Origin of the sequence: Pseudomonas sp. BN102 (genome assembly GCF_029871245.1) — a bacterium.
GTDB lineage: Bacteria > Pseudomonadota > Gammaproteobacteria > Pseudomonadales > Pseudomonadaceae > Metapseudomonas.
Genome location: NZ_SSON01000081.1, coordinates 1 through 17222, shown reverse-complemented (window position 1 = coordinate 17222; position 17222 = coordinate 1). Strand labels below are relative to the sequence as shown.

Sequence of the window (17222 nt, the reverse complement as noted above, 5' to 3'; positions counted from 1 at the left end):
CGCCAACCTACGGGACCGCGCTGCGGTCCTTTCGCGAATGAATTCGCCCCCACAGACGCGCGGCCCTGCCTGTAGGTTGTGGCTGAGCTAAGCGAGGCCCAACGTTCGCGGTCGAGCCGCTGTGTTGGGCTTCGTTCCTCAGCGCCAACCTACGGGACCGCGCTGCGGTCCTTTCGCGAGTGAATTCGCCCCTGCAGTTGCAAGACGGGCGTTCAGAGGTGCTTGAGCAGGCGCGCCTGCAGGATTTCCAGCTCCTGCGGATCGGCCTTCTGGCTGGCGTGGATGGCCAGCGATTCGCCCTCGAAGCGCGGAACGATGTGCATGTGGATATGGAACACCGTCTGCCCCGCCGGCGCGCCGTTGAACTGCGCCACCTGCACCCCGGCCGGCTGCAGTTCGTTCACCAGCACGCGGGTCAGTCGTTGCGTCACGGCCATCACCTTGGCCAGCGTCTCGGGCTCGATTTCGAGGATATTGCGCGCGTCGGAGCGTTTGGGAATCACCAGGGTGTGGCCCAGGGACTGCGGGAAGATATCGAGGAAGGCGAGCACGTCGTCGTCCTCGTAGAGCTTGTAGCAAGGGGCCTCGCCGCGAATGATCTGGGCGAAGACGTTGTGCGGATCGTAGGTGCCGTGCAGGCTCATCCTGAGTACTCCGATTGCCGTGTGGTAGTCGCGCACCATACCGCCCGCCGCCCTCGGATTGAAGCCCGGCAGGGCCGATGAGCACGGTACCGGCATCAGGGTCGGTGTTCCAGACGAGAGCCGGGGCGGCGGAACGGAAGTGGACGGGTAGTCGAGCTTCGACTATTTGTCCACGCGAATTAGGCCCGATTCTGGCCAAAGTCGCCGTCGCCACAGGCCCTTTCTGGAGTTAACCTTCGCATCCAACTGCGGCGATCTCCGCGCGCGTTCCCTGGCTGGAACGCGCGGTAACAGATGCCAGCATGAATCGCTCGTTCCGCCCGTGTGGCGGGGCGACACCTTCCCGCCGTTAGCCCCATGAAGCCGACGGCTGAAAGCTTAACCGGCTGCTCCCCGGGGCAGCCCAGTAACGAGAGGATCGACCGTGCACAACGTCGTGATCAGTGGCACCGGCCTGTACACCCCGCCTAACAGCATTTCCAATGAAGAGTTGGTGGCCTCCTTCAATGCCTACGTGCAGGCCTTCAACGCGGAGAACGCCGCCGCCATCGAGCGTGGCGAAATCGAAGCCCTGGCCGAATCCAGCGTGGCCTTCATCGAGAAAGCCTCCGGCATCAAGAGCCGCTTCGTGGTGGACAAGGATGGCATCCTCGACCCCAAGCGCATGACGCCGCGCATTCCGGAACGCTCCAATGACGAGTGGGGCATCCTCTGCGAGATGGCCGTGGCCGCCGCGAAGCAAGCCCTGGAGCGTGCCGGCAAGACCCCGGCCGATATCGATGGTGTGATCGTCGCCTGCTCCAACCTGCAGCGCGCCTACCCGGCGGTGGCCATCGAAGTGCAGGCCGCCCTCGGCATCGACGGCTTCGGCTACGACATGAACGTCGCCTGCTCCTCGGCCACCTTCGGCATCCAGGCCGCGACCAACGCGGTGCAGACCGGCCAGGCCCGCGCGATCCTGATGGTCAACCCGGAAATCTGCACCGGTCACCTGAACTTCCGCGACCGCGACAGCCACTTCATCTTCGGTGATGCCGCCACCGCGGTGATCATCGAGCGCGCGGACCAGGCCACCTCCAAGCACCAGTTCGAGGTGGTCGGCACCAAGCTCCTGACCCAGTTCTCCAACAACATCCGCAACAACTTCGGCTTCCTCAACCGCGCTGCGGAAGAGGGCGTGGGCGCCCGCGACAAGCTGTTCGTGCAGGAAGGCCGCAAGGTGTTCAAGGACGTCTGCCCGATGGTCGCCGAACTGATCGCTGCACACCTCGCAGAGAACAAGCTGGTCGTCGGCGACGTGAAGCGCTTCTGGCTGCACCAGGCCAACCTCAACATGAACCTGCTGATCGCCCGCAAGCTGCTGGGTCGCGATGCAGAGTCGCAGGAGGCGCCGGTGATCCTCGACACTTACGCCAACACCAGCTCCGCCGGCTCGGTGATCGCCTTCCACAAGCACCAGGACGACCTGCCCAGCGGCTCCCTGGGAGTGCTCAGCTCCTTCGGCGCCGGATACTCCATCGGCAGTGTGATCCTGCGCAAGCGCTGATGAGCCCGCCGGCCGATGCTGACCTGCTGCCCCGGCTGCTGGCCGGGGAGCAGGGCGCCTATCGAGAGATGATCCAGGCGTATCAGGGCGCCATGCGCGCCGTGGCCTACGCCATAGTCGGCAATCGCCATGCCGATGAAGTGGTGCAGGACGCCTGGCTGGCCGTGGTGCGCAACCTGGAAGGTTTCCAGCAGCGTTCCAGCCTCAAGACCTGGCTGTTGACCATAGTCGCCAACACCGCTCGCAGCCGCCTCAAGCAGAACCGCCGCGAAGTGCTGCTCGATGACCTGCCGGCTCCCCACGGCACGGTGGGAGACAGTCGCTTCGCCGAGGACGGTCACTGGGCCACGGCGCCCTTCGCCTGGCACGAGGACTCGCCAGAGGCCCTGCTCACCGAGGAGGAATTGCGTCAGTGCCTGGAGAAGACCCTGCTGAGCCTCTCGGACCTGCAGCGCAGCGTGCTGCTGCTACGCGAGCGCCAGGGCCTGGAGCTGGAGGAGATCTGTAATTTACTCGAGGTTTCGCTCTCCAATGTCCGGGTGCTGCTGCATCGCGGGCGCTTGAAGGTATTCGCCACGCTGGAACACTTCGAGGAGACAGGCCAATGCTGAGCTGCAAGGAGCTGGTTGCCCGTTCCAGTGCCATCCTCGATGGCGAGCTAAGCTTCCGCGAGCGCATGGCCGTGCGCCGCCACCTGATGCTCTGCCGCAACTGCCGGCGCTTCATCAAGCAGATGAAGCTGACCCAGGCGGTACTGCGGCATATGCCGGACACGCAGGCCGCCGAGGTCGACGACCTGGCCGCGCATCTGGCGCAGAAACGCCGGGAATCCCTCTGACCCAGGCGTGTTGCCCGGCTGGCAACGCGCTCATCCCGCCTTCCTGGTAGTCGCGATTCCCGAAACGCGCAACCTGCCTTTTTCACTTCCGTGCACCCCCGTCGAGACGTAAAAAGTGGCGCAAATGCCCGTGCTAGAGCGGTTTGTCGCTTATAAGAATTCGAAGTAAAAAAGTTCCGTTGTCACAAAATATTTATATAGAAGCAACTGGGCTGAAATAACCCGTCGCCAAGATTCCCCACCAGCACCGACGAGCCCAAAGCTCGAGTGTTTTCTAATGCTAAAGACCAATAGGGGAATTCTTCGATGATCCGTAAGCACTTCGCCGGTTTTGCCGCCAGCGCCATGGCCCTGGCCATTTCCGCCCAGGCTTTCGCCGGTACCGTTACCACTGACGGCGCCGATATCGTCGTCAAGACCAAAGGCGGCCTTGAAGTTGGCACCACCGACAAGGCCTTCAGCTTCAAGCTGGGCGGCCGCCTGCAGGCTGACTACAGCCGCTTCGACGGTTTCTACACCGTGAATGGCGACACCGCAGACGCCGGCTACTTCCGCCGCGCCTTCCTGGAGATCGGTGGTATCGCCTTCACCGACTGGGCTTACCAGGTCAACTACGACTTCTCCCACAACGCCGGCGGCGACAACCGTGGCGGCGGCAACGGCGACGCCAACGGCGACGGCTACTTCGACGAAGCTTCCATCTCCTACCTCGGCTTCGCGCCCATCGCCATCAAGATGGGCCGCTTCGACCCCGACTTCGGCCTGGAGAAAGCTACCAGCTCCAAGTGGGTCACCGCCCAGGAGCGTACCGCTGCCTATGATCTGGCCGACTACGTCAACTCCCACAACGGCGGCATGGGCGTGCAGGTTTCCGGCAACTACGGCGCCTCGCTGTACGGTTCGGCCGGCATCATGGCCAACGACGCCACCAACCAGGACGAAGACGGCGACAGCGTCAAGCAGTACAACCTGCGCGGCGTGTTCGCCCCGATGCACGAGGCCGGCAACGTCCTGCACTTCGGCGTCAACTACGCCGCCCGTGACCTGCAGGACACTGCCTTCGACGGCCGTATCCGCAGCCGCCTGGGCATGCGTGGCGTGAGCACCGACGGTGGCCAGGATGCCGGCAACAACGGCAACCGCCTGGTCCTGGCCGGCGCCAACAACACCCCGGTCGGCGCGTACGACAACGACAGCACCTGGGGCCTGGAAGCTGCCTTCGCCGCGGGTCCGTTCTCCATCCAGAGCGAATACCTGAAGCGCGAAGTGGAAGCCAAGGCTGCCAACCGCCAAGACATCGAGGCTGATGGCTACTACGTACAACTGGCCTACACCCTGACTGGCGAAGCCCGCGACTACAAACTGGGCAAGTTCGACAAGATCAAGCCGGCCAACAAGGGCCTGGGTGCCTGGGAAATGTTCTACCGCTACGACAACATCAGCGCTGAAGACGACAACGGCGCCTTCGCCAACATCGACGACGTCGAAGGCAAAGTGCACAACGTCGGCGTGAACTGGTACGCCAACGAAGCGGTCAAGATCGGTGGCTACTACGTCAAGGCCAAGGTGGACAACGCCACCAACGCCGTTGGCGACGACGATGGCGACGGCTTCGTGGTTCGCGCTCAGTACGTGTTCTAAGAAGTCGAACGATTCCGCTCCTTTATCTTGGCCCCGCCTTCTGGCGGGGTTTTTTTTTTAGGTTCTTCACGGATTACCGGGGAAAGCCGCGAAGAACCATAAAAAAAGCCAGTCTGTTGCTGACTGGCTTTTTTTGCTTTCCGTGACTCAGAACCGGTAGGTAACCTGCGCTCCCAGTCCGTGGGCGCTGTTCTTGTAGGTGGCGCTATAGGAGCCCTTGATCGGGCTGGACTGGTCAATCTTCGCGTCGTCTTCCTTCAGGTAGGAATACGCGACGTCGATGGTCATGTCGTCGTTCGGGCTCCAGGCGGCGCCCAGGCTGAGGATCTTGCGGTCGTCGGTGGGGATGCGCGGCGAGCGGAACTCGTTGCGGGCCGGGGACTGGTCGTAGGCCAGGCCTGCGCGCAGGGTCCACTGCCGGTTCAGCTTGTAGGCGGCGCCGACGGCGTACGACCAGGTGTCGCGCCAGTCCTGCTCTTCGGTGATGGTGCTCAGGGTCGGGCCCAGCAGGCCGCCAACGCCCTTGTTCTCCACCTTGATCTCTTCCAGGCGGCTCCAGCGGGTCCAGGTGCTGCCGGCGTAGAGGGTCCAGGCGTCGTTCAGGTCATGGGTCACGGAGAAGTCGACGGACTCCGGGGTTTCCAGGTCAAGCGAGGCGTCGTACTTGCCGGCCGAGCTGCCCAGCACGAATCCGCTGCCCGAAACGGTGGTATCGCCCTTGAGGGTGTAGTCCACCTTGGAATGGTAGGTCAGGCCGAATCGGGTGCGCGGGTCCAGTTCGAAGAGCACGCCGGCGTTGAAGCCGAGGGCGATATCGTCACCCTTGACTTTCACCTTGCCGTCATTGCGGCCCGGGGAAAGCGGGTTGAGCACGGCGGAGGTCAGTTCGCCATCGATACGGTTGATGGTCGGGCCGAAGCCGACGGACAGCTGGTCGTTGATGCGGTAGCTGACCGTGGGTTGCAGGGTGATCACGCGCACTTCGCTGCGGTCGCCGTAGTAGCGGCCGGCGAATCCGCTTTCGTAGTCGGTGATCAGGCCGAATGGCACGTAGACGCCCAGGCCGAAGGCCCATTTGTCATCGAGCGGCTTGACGTAATAGCCCATGGGCACGCCCACGGTGGGGACCATGTCACCGTCGTTGCTGCCGCCAAAGGTACCGCGGGCGTCATCGATGTCGGTCTTGGCGAAGATCAGCGCGGCGCCGGCACTGACCTGCTCGCGCTTGATGCGTGCCATGCCTGCAGGGTTGCCGAATACCGTGGTGGCGTCATCGGCTGAGGATGAGCGACCGGCGAAGGCGGTGCCCATGCTGCTGACGCTCTGTTCGTTGATGGCGAAGCCGGCTGCCAGGCTGTAGCTGGAGGCGGCGCTGACGGCCAGGGCGAGGGTGGTCTTGAAGACTCTGCTTACCACGGTGAACTCCTGAGGGGCGTGCAAAGGGCGGCACGCTATCAGGATTGCGCAGGTCTTTCCAGCTTCGGAACGCCGGCAAAATACTGTGTAAGATTGTCGAACAAAAGACAAAATGATGGCATTTGTTGTGATCGTGCAGAGCGCCTTGGCGTTGAGTTTCCTGACTGGTCGGTCAGTAGGCAGTGATCAGGCGACCTGGCTGAGGTTCGCCACGTGGCGGTGCCAGGCGTCGATGAATTCCCGTGGGCTGCCATCGGGGCGGAAAACCTGGCGCCAGACCATGGCCATGCCGATCAGGTCGTCCGCCGCCGGCATGACCAGGATGCTCGACTCCACCAGCATCCAGGCAATGGCTGTGGCATAGCGCAGGTTGACGATCAGTTCGAGGTGCGGTGCGGCGAGGAAGGCATGCTGACTGGCCAGCCCGCGCACCTGGCTGGCGAGTTCCGGGTCATGGGCCAGGTGTTGGTCCCAGAGCTGCTGGTGGCGCTCGTCGCTGATGCGATAGAGGCCGCGGCCCCGTCCGCAGTCCAGTGCCGTGCCGAGGGCGGACTGGCAGGCTGCGGCGCCCAGCAGCAGGCTTTCGGCGGTGGAGGAGGGACGCTGCAGGTAGAGCAGCGTCGGACGTATTACATGCTGGCGGAGATCACTGGCGGCAATGCCCATTTGGCCCTCGCGAATGATGCCGGCGGGGCCGGGGCGTTTGGCAGCTTCTCATCGTTCTAGGGAAGGGCCCCGCCGGGAGCGGAGTTAGCCGCTCGATTTGAAGTCTAGTGCGATATTTATGCTGTAAAGGCCTGTTTTTAAACTGTTTCAGGCTTCTGGTTATTGTCTATATAGCTGCATGTGATTAGAGGGGGGCCTGCGCGGAAGGGCGTTTTAGACCCTTCCGGCGCAACTTTTCGGCTTTATTCGCCCGTGGCCTGGGGCCGGGCGGGGTTGGTGATCCACTCGCTCCAGGAGCCGGCGTAGAGCCGGGCCAGCGGGTAGCCCGCGAGGCTCAGGGCGAAGAGGTTGTGGCAGGCGGTGACGCCGGAGCCGCAGTAGGCCACCAGTTCGTCCACCGGACGATCGCCGAGCATGGCGGCGAAGCGCTGCTTCAACTGATCGGCCGGAAGGAAGCGGCCATCGGCGCCGAGGTTGTCGGTGAAAGCGGCGCACTGGGCACCGGGGATGTGGCCGGCCACCGGGTCTATGGGTTCCACCTCACCCTTGAAGCGCGGCAGGGCGCGGGCGTCGAGCAAGGTCAGGTCGGCGCCACCCAGGCGCTGCTGCAGGGTATCGGCGTCCACCAGAAGGCTGGAGTCGGGCTGGCCGTCGAAGTGGCCGGGTTTCACCGCCGGCGCGACGGCGGTCAGCGGCAGCCCGGCGTCGCGCCAGGCCTTGAGGCCGCCATCGAGCAGGAACACGCCATCGCGCTTGCCCAGCCAGGCCAGCAACCACCAGGCTCGGGCGGCGAAGGCTCCGGGGCCGTCGTCGTAGAGGACGATGCTGCTGTCGGCGTCGATGCCCCAGTCGCGCAGGCGTGCGGCAAGTGCCGCTGGGTCGGGCAGCGGATGGCGGCCGGTCACGCCCTTGGTCACGGGGCCGGAGAGGTCGTGTTCCAGATCGGCGAAACGCGCTTTGGGAATGTGGCTCTCGGCATAGCTGCGCTGGCCGTAGGCCGGGTCGTCGAGGGAGAAGCGGCAGTCGAGGATGATCAGGCCCGGTTCATCCTGGCGGGCGCTGAGTTGGGCAGGGCTGATGAGTTGCGCGAGCGACATGGCGGGTTCCTTGTCGTGACCTTTGTTGTGGCAAACATCATAAGGAGACCCGCACGGACTGTCGCGCGCTATCGGATGCGGCGCGGAAGCCGCGCCGCCGGTGGCTCATCTGCAGGCGCCGCGCAGGCGCAGGAGGCCGGCCTCGAGGTCGGCGATCAGGTCGTCCGGATGCTCCAGGCCGATGTGCAGGCGCACCAGCGGCCCCTCTGCCTTCCAGGTGGTGGCGCTGCGGTGGGCGCTGGGATTGGTGAGCAGGATCAGGCTCTCGAAGCCGCCCCAGCTGAAGCCCATGCCGAACAGTTGCATGTGGTCGAGCATGGTGTGGATCGCCTCCTCGGGCATCGCCTTGAACTCCACGCCGAACAGGCCGCAGGCGCCGGTAAAGTCGCGTTTCCACAGTTCGTGGCCGGGTGCGCCGGGCAGGGCGGGGTAGAGGATGCGTTCCACTTCCGGCTGCTCGGCCAGCCAGTGGGCGATCTTTTCCGCATTGCGCTGGTGACGCTCCAGGCGGGTGGACAGGGTGCGCAAGCCGCGCAGGGCCAGGTAGGCATCGTCGGCGCTGACGCTGAGGCCCAGCTGTTTATAGAAACCGCGCACCTGCGGGAAGAGCGCCTCGGTGGTCATGATCACGCCCATCAGCACGTCGGAGTGACCGACTATGTACTTGGTCGCGGCGTGGATCGAGATGTCCACGCCATGCTTGAAGGACGGGAAATTCACCGGGGTGCCCCAGGTGTTGTCGAGCATCACCAGGGCGCCGTGGGCGTGGGCGACCTCGGCGATGCTGGGCACATCCTGCACCTCGAAGGTCAGGGAGCCGGGGGACTCGAGAAAGACCACGCGGGTGTTGGGGCGCATCAGTTCGGCGATGCCGCCGCCGATCAGTGGGTCGTAGTAGGTGGTCTCGATGCCGAAGCGCTTGAGCGTCTCGTCGCAGAAGGCGCGGGTCGGGTCGTAGACCGAGTCGGTCATCAGCAGGTGGTCACCGGGCTTCAGGGTGGCCAGCAGGGCGGTGGTCAGCGCGCTCAGGCCGCTGGGGGTGAGCATGGCGCCGTAGGCACCTTCCAGTTCCGCCAGGGCGCGCTCCAGGGAGCGGGTGGTGGGGTTGCCGTGGCGGCCGTAGGTGTTGAGGGTGCCGTGCTGGGCATGCAGGGCTTCCACGGTTGGGAAGAGCAGGGTGGAGGCGCGGTAGACCGGGGTGTTCACGGTGCCACCGACCTGGCCCCGTTCGCGGCCCTCGTGGGCCAGCAGCGTTTCTAGATGCAGTTTGCGGTCGTCCACCTGGTTTTTCCTCTGGATCCGAATAGAGCGGGATGGGGGCAGGACCTGCCGGGCAGGAAGGCCTCTGGAATGGGGAAAAGATTACCGATGGCAGCGGGGAATTTCTTTGCTTTGATCGGCCAGGATGCATCCGTCTCTAGAAAATAAACCTACTAAATTGGGATTTTATGGAAATATTTTTCCAATTGCCGCCTTGGCGAGCAAATCATAGGTCGCCCGGCTGCGCCAGGTGATCCAGGGGGAGGGCCGTGGTGTGCTTGATCACTTCCATGGCGAAGCCGGAGCTGACGTCGGACAGGTCGGCGACGCGGATCAGGCGCTTGTATACCGCGTCGTAGCCCTTGATATCGGGCACCACGATTTTCAGCAGGTAGTCGACGTCGCCGGTCATGCGATAGATCTCGACGATCTCGGGGATGTCGCGGGTGCCTTCGATGAACTGCCGGGTCCAGTCGTCGCTATGGCGGCTGGTGCGTATGGTGACAAAGACCGTGACCCCGAGCTTGAGCCGCTCGGCGTCGCAGAGCGCCACCTGCTTGGTGATCACCCCGTCCTCGCGCAGCTTCTGCAGGCGCCGCCAGCACGGCGTGGGAGAGAGGTTCACCGCCTCGGCGAGCTCTGCAAGGGAGATGGAAGCGTCCTGCTGCAGGAGGGCGATGATCTGCAGGTCTTTCTTGTCCATGGGCGGGGTCCGTGCCGGGTGCGTTTGGTCAGGTGCCTGGCGGGCCACCTGTGTCGAAACGATGACAGTCGGCATCATAAGGTCCCCCGCGCTTGAAGTCGCGCGGGCAGTGAGGCGAGGGCGGGAGATGTCTCCCTCGGTCTGGCTTGCAGAAGCGAATGCAGTCCCTCCGCCCCCGACAGGTTCAACCCTAGGCCATACAAGCGAATTCATTCGCGAAAGGGCCGCGGAGCGGCCCCAATAGACTGAGCCCGGGTTTCTACCCTCAACGAATCTTCAGCTTGCCGATCCGATCGTTGTCCAGGCTGCCCAGGTAGAGGTAATCCCCCACCGGTTTCACCGAGGTGACCATGCGCAGGTGGGTGCCACTGGTGTCGTGCAGGCTACGGATGATTTCGCCTTTTTCGTCGATCTGCAGCGCCAGGCCATAGGGCACTGGCTTGGGCCAGAACATGCGCGGCAGCTTGGCGATCTGCGCCTTGAGCCAGGGTTGGGTGTGGAGGAAGTCGGCATCGGCCTTGCGCGGGGAGGGCAGGGCGACCCAGAAGCTGCCCTGGCGGTCGCCCTGGAGGTTGTCCGGCAGGCCCGGCAGGTTGTCGATGAAGATGTCGTGGCTGCCGGCCTTGTCGCCCGTCAGCCAGTAGCGGGTGATGCGATAGCGGTAGGTTTCATTGACCAGCACGAAGTCTTCGTTGGCCGACAGCGCCACGCCATTGGCGAAGTAGAGGTCCTTGAGCAGCACCTCGGTCTTGCCGGTGGCCGGGTCAAAGCGCATCAGGCGGCCGTGGGGGCGGGCTTCCAGCAGGTCGAGCAGGTAGTCCGGCTGCTCGAATTTGCTGGAGGCGTCGGTGAAGTAGATGCGGCCGTCACGGGCGATATCCAGGTCGTCGGTGAAGCGGAAGGGCAGGCCCTCGGCTTCGGTCGCGAGCACGGTGATCTGACCTTGCGGGTCGATGCGCAGCAGGCCCTTGTAGGCGTCGCCCACGACCAGGTTGCCGGCAGCGTCGAAGTCCATGCCCAGCGGGCGGCCGCCGGTGTCGACGAAGGTCTCTACTTTGCCGTCCGCGCCGATGCGCACGATGCGTCCGTCATGCAGGCCGGCAAGGAGGCGGCCCTGGGCGTCGACGGCAGTGTCCTCGGGGCCATGCACCTGGCCGAGGGCGATCAGCTCGGCCTTCATCAGAGTGTCGTTGGGCTCCAGCACGCCGGTCATGGTCGGCGCCTTGGGTGCGTCCCAGGCTTGCGGGTCGATAGGGGAGGGGGCAACGGCGAGGTAGATCGCCAGGGCGGCGATCAGAAGGGCGAGCAGGCCCAGTAGCTTCTTCATCTTCTTGTGTCCCTGAGGTGTGGTTCCGGCCGAGGCCTTGTTCTGGTGAGCGCGGGCTTTTTAGCAGCCACCCGCCAAGGGCGCCAGGGCTGAATATTGCACCATCAGGCAGGCCGCAGTTGACAGTCGCCTGCCGGCTTTCGCAGTATCCGGGTTCGTCGCTTTCAACCGAGCTTTCAATGCCTGCCATCGCCCACTCAGCCGTTTTCGCACTGGACCTCCCGGCCCAGGCGCTGGCGTTTGGCGCTGCCGCGGGCAAATCGAAGAAACAGTCGCTCATTTGACCGGGGCGCGCTGTCCCGTCAGATGGGCTGACAGGACACCAGGCGCGAAGGTCGATCTCTCCCTCGAACGCTCCCTCCTTGCATCCCTCCGACGGTGACTTTGACGGTCAGCCAAAGGAGATCTGCAATGCCTGTGTTTTCTGGAATCTGGGTTGCCCTGGTGACCCCCTTCAATGACGGGGCTGTCGACATTCCCGCCCTGCGCCGGCTGGCCCGGCACCTGCTGGACGCCGGCGTGGCCGGGCTCGTGGCCTGTGGCACCACGGGCGAGGCCGCGGCGCTGTCCAAGGATGAGCAATTGGCGGTGCTGGACGCATTGCTCGACGAAGTTCCCGGTGATCGCCTGGTGATGGGGCTGGCGGGCAACAACCTGGCCGAGGTGCTGGCTTTCCAGCGCGAGGTGCAGCGTCGCGCCATCGCCGGCCTGCTGGTGCCGGCGCCCTATTACATCCGCCCGTCCCAGGAGGGCCTGCTGAGCTGGTTCGGCGCCATCGCCGATGCCGCCTCGGTGCCGGTGATCCTCTACGACATTCCCTACCGCACCGGCGTGAAGCTGGAGCTCGCCACCCTGCGGACGCTGGCCAAACACCCGAATGTGGTGGCGATCAAGGACTGCGGAGGCAACCCCGACACCACCCAGGCGCTGATCGCCGATGGTGAACTGGATGTGCTGACCGGCGAGGACGCGCAGATCTTCACCACCCTTTGCATGGGCGGCCGTGGGGCGATCGCCGCCTCTGCGCATATCCGTCCACAGGAGTTCGTGCGCCTGGTCGATTGCGGCGCCGCCGGTGAGCTCGACGCCGCGCGGAGGATCTTCCAGGGACTGCTGCCGCTGATCCAGCTGATGTTCGTCGAGCCCAATCCGGCGCCGGTGAAGAGCCTGCTGGCATTGCAGGGCCTGATCCGGGATGAGTTGCGTCCTCCCATGCAGCGCAGCTCGGCGGCCCTGGTGCATCGCTTGCGCGAGACGTTCGCCTAGGCGTTGGCCTGCCCCGTACGCCCTGGCCGCCACGGGGCGGGATCGATGCAAGGCGCGTAGCGAGGGTGCTGCGCGATATATACTGCGCGCCACTGATTCAAGGAGAGCCCTGTGGCCATCGACATTATCTGGATTCGCGACGACGCCGAGCTGGCCAAACATTGTGCCGACTGGCGTCGTTTGCCCTTCGTGGCCCTGGACACCGAGTTCATGCGGGTCGACACCTTCTATCCCAAGGCCGGCCTGGTCCAGGTCGGTGACGGCGAGCGCGCCTTCCTCATCGACCCGCTGCTGATCGAGGACTGGTCCGCCTTCGCCGCACTGCTGGAAGACGACGCCGTGCTCAAGGTGCTCCACGCCTGCAGCGAAGACCTGGAGGTCTTCCTGCGCCTGACCGGCACGCTGCCGCAGCCGCTGCTGGACACCCAGCTGGCCGCCGGCTACCTGGGCATCGGCTATTCCATGGGCTATTCGCGTCTGGTCCAGGCCGTGCTGGGCATCGACCTGCCCAAAGACGAGACCCGCTCCGACTGGCTGCAGCGCCCGCTGACCGAAATGCAGGTTCGCTACGCCGCGGAGGATGCGCAGCACCTGGCCGAGCTCTATGCCGCCCTGGCACCGCGCCTCACCGAGCCCAAGCGCTCTTGGGTGTTGGAGGACGGCGCCGAGCTGGTGGCCAACCTGCGCCGCGAAATCGCTCCCGAGGAGCTCTACCGCGAAGCCAAGCTGGCCTGGAAGCTGTCCCGCGCCCAGTTGGCCGTGCTGCGCGAGCTCTGCGCCTGGCGCGAGCTCGAGGCACGCCTGCGTGACCAGCCGCGCAACCGCATCCTGCGCGAACACAGCCTCTGGCCCCTGGCGCGCTTCCAGCCGGACAACCTGGTGGCCCTGGCGCGAATCGACGACATGCATCCGCGCACCGTGCGCCAGGACGGCAATACCCTGCTTAAATTGATTCGCGAGGCCGCCGAGACGCCGCCGGCTCAATGGCCCGAAACACTGCCCGAGCCGCTGCCGCCGGACGCCGCGCCGCTGTTGAAGAAGCTCCGTGCCGTCGGCCACGCCGAGGCCGAGCGCCTGGGGATGGCTCCCGAGCTGATGCTGCGCAAGAAGCACCTGGAGGCCTTGCTGAAAAGCGGCTTCCCCAACGGCCCCTACAGCCTGCCCGAGGGCTTGCGCGGCTGGCGCCGCGAGCTGATGGGCCAGGCCCTGCTGGATACCCTGGCCGCCGACGGCCAATGAACCACCCCGCCGTGCCGGCCGGCACGGCATGCCCCACGAGCCTGACCATGAAACGTATCTGCTCCATCTACAAAAGCCCGCGCAAGAACGAGATGTACCTCTACGTCGACAAGCGCGAAGCCCTGAGCCGCGTGCCCGAGGCCCTGCTGAGCGCCTTCGGCGCGCCGCAACACACCTTCGACCTGGTGCTCACCCCCGAGCGCCAGCTGGCCCGCGAGGACATCGGCAAGGTGCTGGAGAACATCGAGAAACAGGGCTACCACCTGCAGATGCCGCCGGCCCAGGACGAGTACATCGAGCATCTGCCGGAAGAACTGCTGCGGATGAACGACCCCCTCTGATGAAGATCCTGATCGCCGAAGAAGAGTTCGCCCTCTACGCCGACCTGCTGCGCGCCGAGCCCGGCCTGCAGCTCCATGGCGGCAGCGAGGTGGGGCGCCTACTGGACGCCGCGCGGGAGTGCCCGGTCTGGTTCGGCGAGCCCCACCTGCTGGCGCAGCTCCTGCGCAAGGGCTGCAAACCCGAATGGATGCAGTCCACCTGGGCCGGCATCACCCCGCTGCTGGCCAGCGACCTGCCCCATGACTACCAGCTGACCCGCGCCGTGGGCATCTTCGGCCAGGTGATGGCCGAGTACGTGCTCACCTACCTCCTGGCCCACCAGCGGCAGTTGCTCTCGCGAGTCGCCGCGCAGGCCGAGCGGCGCTGGGACAATCGCCTGCCGCGCAGCCTGGAAGGCAAGCGGGTGCTGATCGTCGGCAGCGGCGACATCGGCCAGAGCGTTGCCGGCTTTCTCGAACCCTTCGGCGTCGAGCTCCATGGCATCGCCCGCGAGCCGCGGCCCCTGGAGCCTTTCGAGCGGGTCTTCGGCATGGATGCGCTGGCCGAGCAGGCCGCCTGGGCCGACTGCGTGGTCAACCTGCTGCCGGATACCCCGGCCACCCGCGATCTCTACGACGCGGCCTTCTTCGCGCGGATGCGCAGCACGGCGCTGTTCATCAATGCCGGACGCGGCGTGGCGGTGGTGGACCATGACCTGGTGGCGGCGCTCGAAGCCGGCCAGCTGGCCGGCGCGGTGATCGATGTCTGCCGCGAAGAACCGCTGCCCGCCTGGCACCCGTTCTGGAGCGCACCCAACCTGCAGATCACCGGCCACAGTTCGGCGCCGACGCTACCCAGCGCCATGGCCGCACTCTTCGTCGACAACCTGAACAGACACCGCTCGGGCGAGCCGCTGCGTGGCTGGGTGGACTTCCAGCGCGGTTATTGAGTCGCCGCGCGTCAGCTATGCTTGGCCGACACCTTCGACGCGACTAGACTAGCCGCCCCGAAAATTTCCCCGTACGCCATGGCCGCCAAAGTCGAACCCTTCTGGAAGCGCAAGACCCTCGCACAGCTCGATCAGGAGGAGTGGGAGTCCCTCTGCGACGGCTGCGGCCTCTGCTGCCTGCAGAAGCTCGAAGACGAAGACGACGGCAGCGTCTACTACACGCGCGTCGCCTGCAAGCTGCTGGACCTCAACACCTGCCGCTGCACCGACTATGCCAACCGCCGCCAGTTCGTCGCCGACTGCATCCAGCTCACCCCGGCCCAGGCCGACGAGTTCGCCTGGCTGCCGCCCACTTGCGGCTATCGCCTGGTGGCCGAGGGCAAGGACCTGCCGCCCTGGCACCACCTGGTCTGCAATGACCCCGAAGCGGTGCACAAGGCCGGCATCTCCCAATCCGGGCGAATGCTCAGTGAAAACAGCGTGGCCGAGGACGATTGGGAGGATTACCTGATTTTTCGCGCGGGCTGAGCCCCGGCAGGGATCAAACCGCGGTCTTTCGAGTCTCAGGGACTGACCGTCATACCCACCAAGGAAGCCATCCTCGATGTCCGCCCGTTCCCAGCTTCTGCTGTCTTCCCTCCTGCTGACCCTGAGCGCCCCGCTGTGGGCGGCCAAGCGGGTCGATCTCGACTATCAGGTGCGTTTCCTGCCCGAGAGCGACCAGGCGGAAGTCAGCCTGCTCCTGGAGAAGGGCGAGGCGGTGCGCAGCCTGCGCTTCGACTTGGGCAACAAGGGCTATTACAGCGACTTCAAGGCCAGCGGCAGCTGGACGCAGGACGACCCGGCCCACGGCACCTGGACGCCCGGCAACGGCAAGGCCAGCCTGAGCTACAAGGTGCGGGTCAGCCATCCGCGTGGTGACGGCCGTTTCGATGCGCGCATGACCCCGGACTGGGCGCTGCTGCGCGGTGATGACCTGGTACCGAGCGCGCGCCTCGATCTGGTGGATGGAACCGAACTGGTCTCGCGCCTGGAGTTCGACCTGCCCAAGGGCTGGCAAGCGGTGGAAACCGGCTGGCCGCGGGTCGGCAAGAACCGTTTCCGCATCGACAATCCCGAGCGCCTGTTCGACCGTCCCACCGGCTGGGTCCTGGCCGGCAAGCTGGGCAGCCGCCGAGCCACCCTGGGCAGCACCGACGTCACCGTCAGCGCACCGGTGGGCGAAGACATGCGCCGTATGGACATCCTCACCCTGCTGACCTTCGTCTGGCCCCATGCCCAGGAAGTCTTCCCGCGGGAGCCGGACAAGCTGCTGATAGTCGGCGCAAAGGACCCCATGTGGCGCGGCGGGCTGTCCGCACCCAATTCCTTCTTCATGCATTCGGCGCGGCCACTGGTGAGCGAGAACGGCACCAGCTCCCTGGTGCATGAGCTGGTCCATGTGCTCAGCCGGATCAAGGACACCGACCGCAGCGACTGGATCAGCGAAGGCATCGCCGAGTACTACGCCATCGAACTGGTGCGCCGTGCCGGAGGTATGAGCGACGACCGCTACGAGGCGATCCGCAAGCAATTGCGCCAGTGGAGCGGCAAGGTCGACAGCCTGCGCGGCGAACGTGCCAGCGGCGCGGTCACCGCCCGCGCCGTGCTGCTGCTGCAGGACCTGGACAAGGAAATCCGACTGCGCACCGACGGCAAGCACTCCATGGACGACGTCACCCGCGGCCTGATGCGCCTGAACAAGGCCAGCACCAAGGACTTCGTCGAGATCAGCGAGAACATCATGGGCGGCGCGTCGGACGTGCTGGATACCAAGCTGCTGCGTTGAGCTTTCGAGGCATTCGCTTTCTCTGTAGGGGCGAATGAATTGGCTTGTCCGTGTTAAGTGTTGCTAGAACGTCCTGAGCCGAGCTGCTTATCGAGTGGGCTGCGAATCCCTGTTTCGCCGCCCGGCGAGTCACTTCTTTCAAACGCCAAAGAAGTAACCAAGAACGCTTGCCCCTGCATCCGGGTCCGGCTTCGCCGGACTCCCCTCGCGCCATCGTTGCTCCGGGGGCCCGGCGTGAGGGGCCATCCATGGCCCCGCACGCCTCTCGCGGCATCCATGCCGCTCGTCCCCCTGCGCAACGATGCCGCTTGGCCTCCTGACGGGGCAGAGTCGCTGCCCCACCTCTTCTGCACAGGTTCAGGCACTGATCAGGCATCAGGATTGCTGCGCCCTGTCAGGCGCGAGTCACCCCTCTCCTCTTCAGGGAGAGGGGCGGGGGTGAGGGATGTATCAGGCAGGTGCGGAGGCCTGAAAATACCGT

Annotated in this window: 17 protein-coding genes; 10 read left to right on the top strand and 7 right to left on the bottom strand. The window is 65.1% G+C overall.

What is annotated here, in order from left to right; all coding sequences use genetic code 11:
* Positions 1 to 212 precede the first annotated feature (212 nt).
* A complete protein-coding gene (locus E8F12_RS29590) occupies positions 213 to 644 on the bottom strand; it encodes an HIT family protein (protein WP_280328768.1) in 432 nt (143 codons plus the stop codon).
* A 424-nt stretch (positions 645 to 1068) separates the two neighbouring features.
* Between E8F12_RS29590 and E8F12_RS29585 the strand changes: the two genes are divergently transcribed.
* From E8F12_RS29585 to E8F12_RS29570, 4 genes are all read left to right on the top strand, one after another.
* The gene (locus E8F12_RS29585; protein ID WP_280328767.1) at positions 1069 to 2190 is read left to right on the top strand and encodes a beta-ketoacyl-ACP synthase III; all 1122 of its coding nucleotides are present in this window, start codon (positions 1069 to 1071) and stop codon (positions 2188 to 2190) included.
* The gene (locus tag E8F12_RS29580) at positions 2190 to 2801 is read left to right on the top strand and encodes an RNA polymerase sigma factor (protein ID WP_280328766.1); all 612 of its coding nucleotides are present in this window, start codon (positions 2190 to 2192) and stop codon (positions 2799 to 2801) included. Before E8F12_RS29585 ends, E8F12_RS29580 begins: the two co-directional genes overlap by 1 nt.
* On the top strand, positions 2795 to 3028 hold the full coding sequence (locus E8F12_RS29575; RefSeq protein WP_280328765.1) for a zf-HC2 domain-containing protein: 234 nt from the start codon (positions 2795 to 2797) through the stop codon (positions 3026 to 3028). Before E8F12_RS29580 ends, E8F12_RS29575 begins: the two co-directional genes overlap by 7 nt.
* Positions 3029 to 3334: 306 nt before the next feature.
* The gene (locus E8F12_RS29570) at positions 3335 to 4669 is read left to right on the top strand and encodes a porin (protein ID WP_280328764.1); all 1335 of its coding nucleotides are present in this window, start codon (positions 3335 to 3337) and stop codon (positions 4667 to 4669) included.
* 147 nt (positions 4670 to 4816) lie between these two features.
* Here E8F12_RS29570 and E8F12_RS29565 read toward each other — a convergent pair whose 3' ends face one another.
* The 6 genes from E8F12_RS29565 to E8F12_RS29540 form a co-directional block, all read right to left on the bottom strand.
* Positions 4817 to 6085, bottom strand: a complete 1269-nt coding sequence (locus E8F12_RS29565; RefSeq protein ID WP_280328763.1) for an outer membrane protein transport protein — start codon at positions 6083 to 6085, stop codon at positions 4817 to 4819.
* 186 nt (positions 6086 to 6271) lie between these two features.
* Positions 6272 to 6751, bottom strand: a complete 480-nt coding sequence (locus tag E8F12_RS29560) for a hypothetical protein (protein WP_280328762.1) — start codon at positions 6749 to 6751, stop codon at positions 6272 to 6274.
* A gap of 242 nt (positions 6752 to 6993) precedes the next feature.
* Positions 6994 to 7848, bottom strand: a complete 855-nt coding sequence (locus E8F12_RS29555; RefSeq protein ID WP_280328761.1) for a sulfurtransferase — start codon at positions 7846 to 7848, stop codon at positions 6994 to 6996.
* Positions 7849 to 7953: 105 nt separating this feature from the next.
* The gene (gene metC / locus E8F12_RS29550) at positions 7954 to 9129 is read right to left on the bottom strand and encodes a cystathionine beta-lyase (protein ID WP_280328760.1); all 1176 of its coding nucleotides are present in this window, start codon (positions 9127 to 9129) and stop codon (positions 7954 to 7956) included.
* 205 nt (positions 9130 to 9334) lie between these two features.
* Positions 9335 to 9811 (bottom strand): Lrp/AsnC family transcriptional regulator, encoded by a 477-nt coding sequence (locus tag E8F12_RS29545; protein WP_280328759.1) that lies wholly within the window; start codon positions 9809 to 9811, stop codon positions 9335 to 9337.
* 265 nt (positions 9812 to 10076) lie between these two features.
* Entirely contained in the window at positions 10077 to 11138 is a 1062-nt protein-coding gene (locus E8F12_RS29540; protein WP_280328758.1) for an SMP-30/gluconolactonase/LRE family protein, read from the bottom strand.
* A gap of 411 nt (positions 11139 to 11549) precedes the next feature.
* On the opposite strand from E8F12_RS29540, the gene dapA reads away from it, so the two are divergent.
* From dapA to E8F12_RS29510, 6 genes are all read left to right on the top strand, one after another.
* Positions 11550 to 12404: a 4-hydroxy-tetrahydrodipicolinate synthase gene (gene dapA, locus E8F12_RS29535; RefSeq protein WP_280328757.1), complete on the top strand. Its 855-nt coding sequence runs from the start codon at positions 11550 to 11552 to the stop codon at positions 12402 to 12404.
* A 111-nt stretch (positions 12405 to 12515) separates the two neighbouring features.
* Entirely contained in the window at positions 12516 to 13643 is a 1128-nt protein-coding gene (gene rnd / locus E8F12_RS29530) for a ribonuclease D (protein ID WP_280328756.1), read from the top strand.
* Between the two features lie 47 nt (positions 13644 to 13690).
* Positions 13691 to 13984 (top strand): YcgL domain-containing protein, encoded by a 294-nt coding sequence (locus tag E8F12_RS29525; RefSeq protein WP_280291559.1) that lies wholly within the window; start codon positions 13691 to 13693, stop codon positions 13982 to 13984.
* Positions 13984 to 14913: a D-2-hydroxyacid dehydrogenase gene (locus tag E8F12_RS29520; RefSeq protein ID WP_280328755.1), complete on the top strand. Its 930-nt coding sequence runs from the start codon at positions 13984 to 13986 to the stop codon at positions 14911 to 14913. Before E8F12_RS29525 ends, E8F12_RS29520 begins: the two co-directional genes overlap by 1 nt.
* Before the next feature lie 78 nt (positions 14914 to 14991).
* Complete coding sequence (locus tag E8F12_RS29515) at positions 14992 to 15441, top strand: YcgN family cysteine cluster protein (RefSeq protein ID WP_280328754.1); 450 nt, start codon at positions 14992 to 14994, stop codon at positions 15439 to 15441.
* Positions 15442 to 15517: 76 nt separating this feature from the next.
* Positions 15518 to 16741, top strand: a complete 1224-nt coding sequence (locus E8F12_RS29510) for a hypothetical protein (protein ID WP_280328753.1) — start codon at positions 15518 to 15520, stop codon at positions 16739 to 16741.
* Positions 16742 to 17222 lie beyond the last annotated feature (481 nt).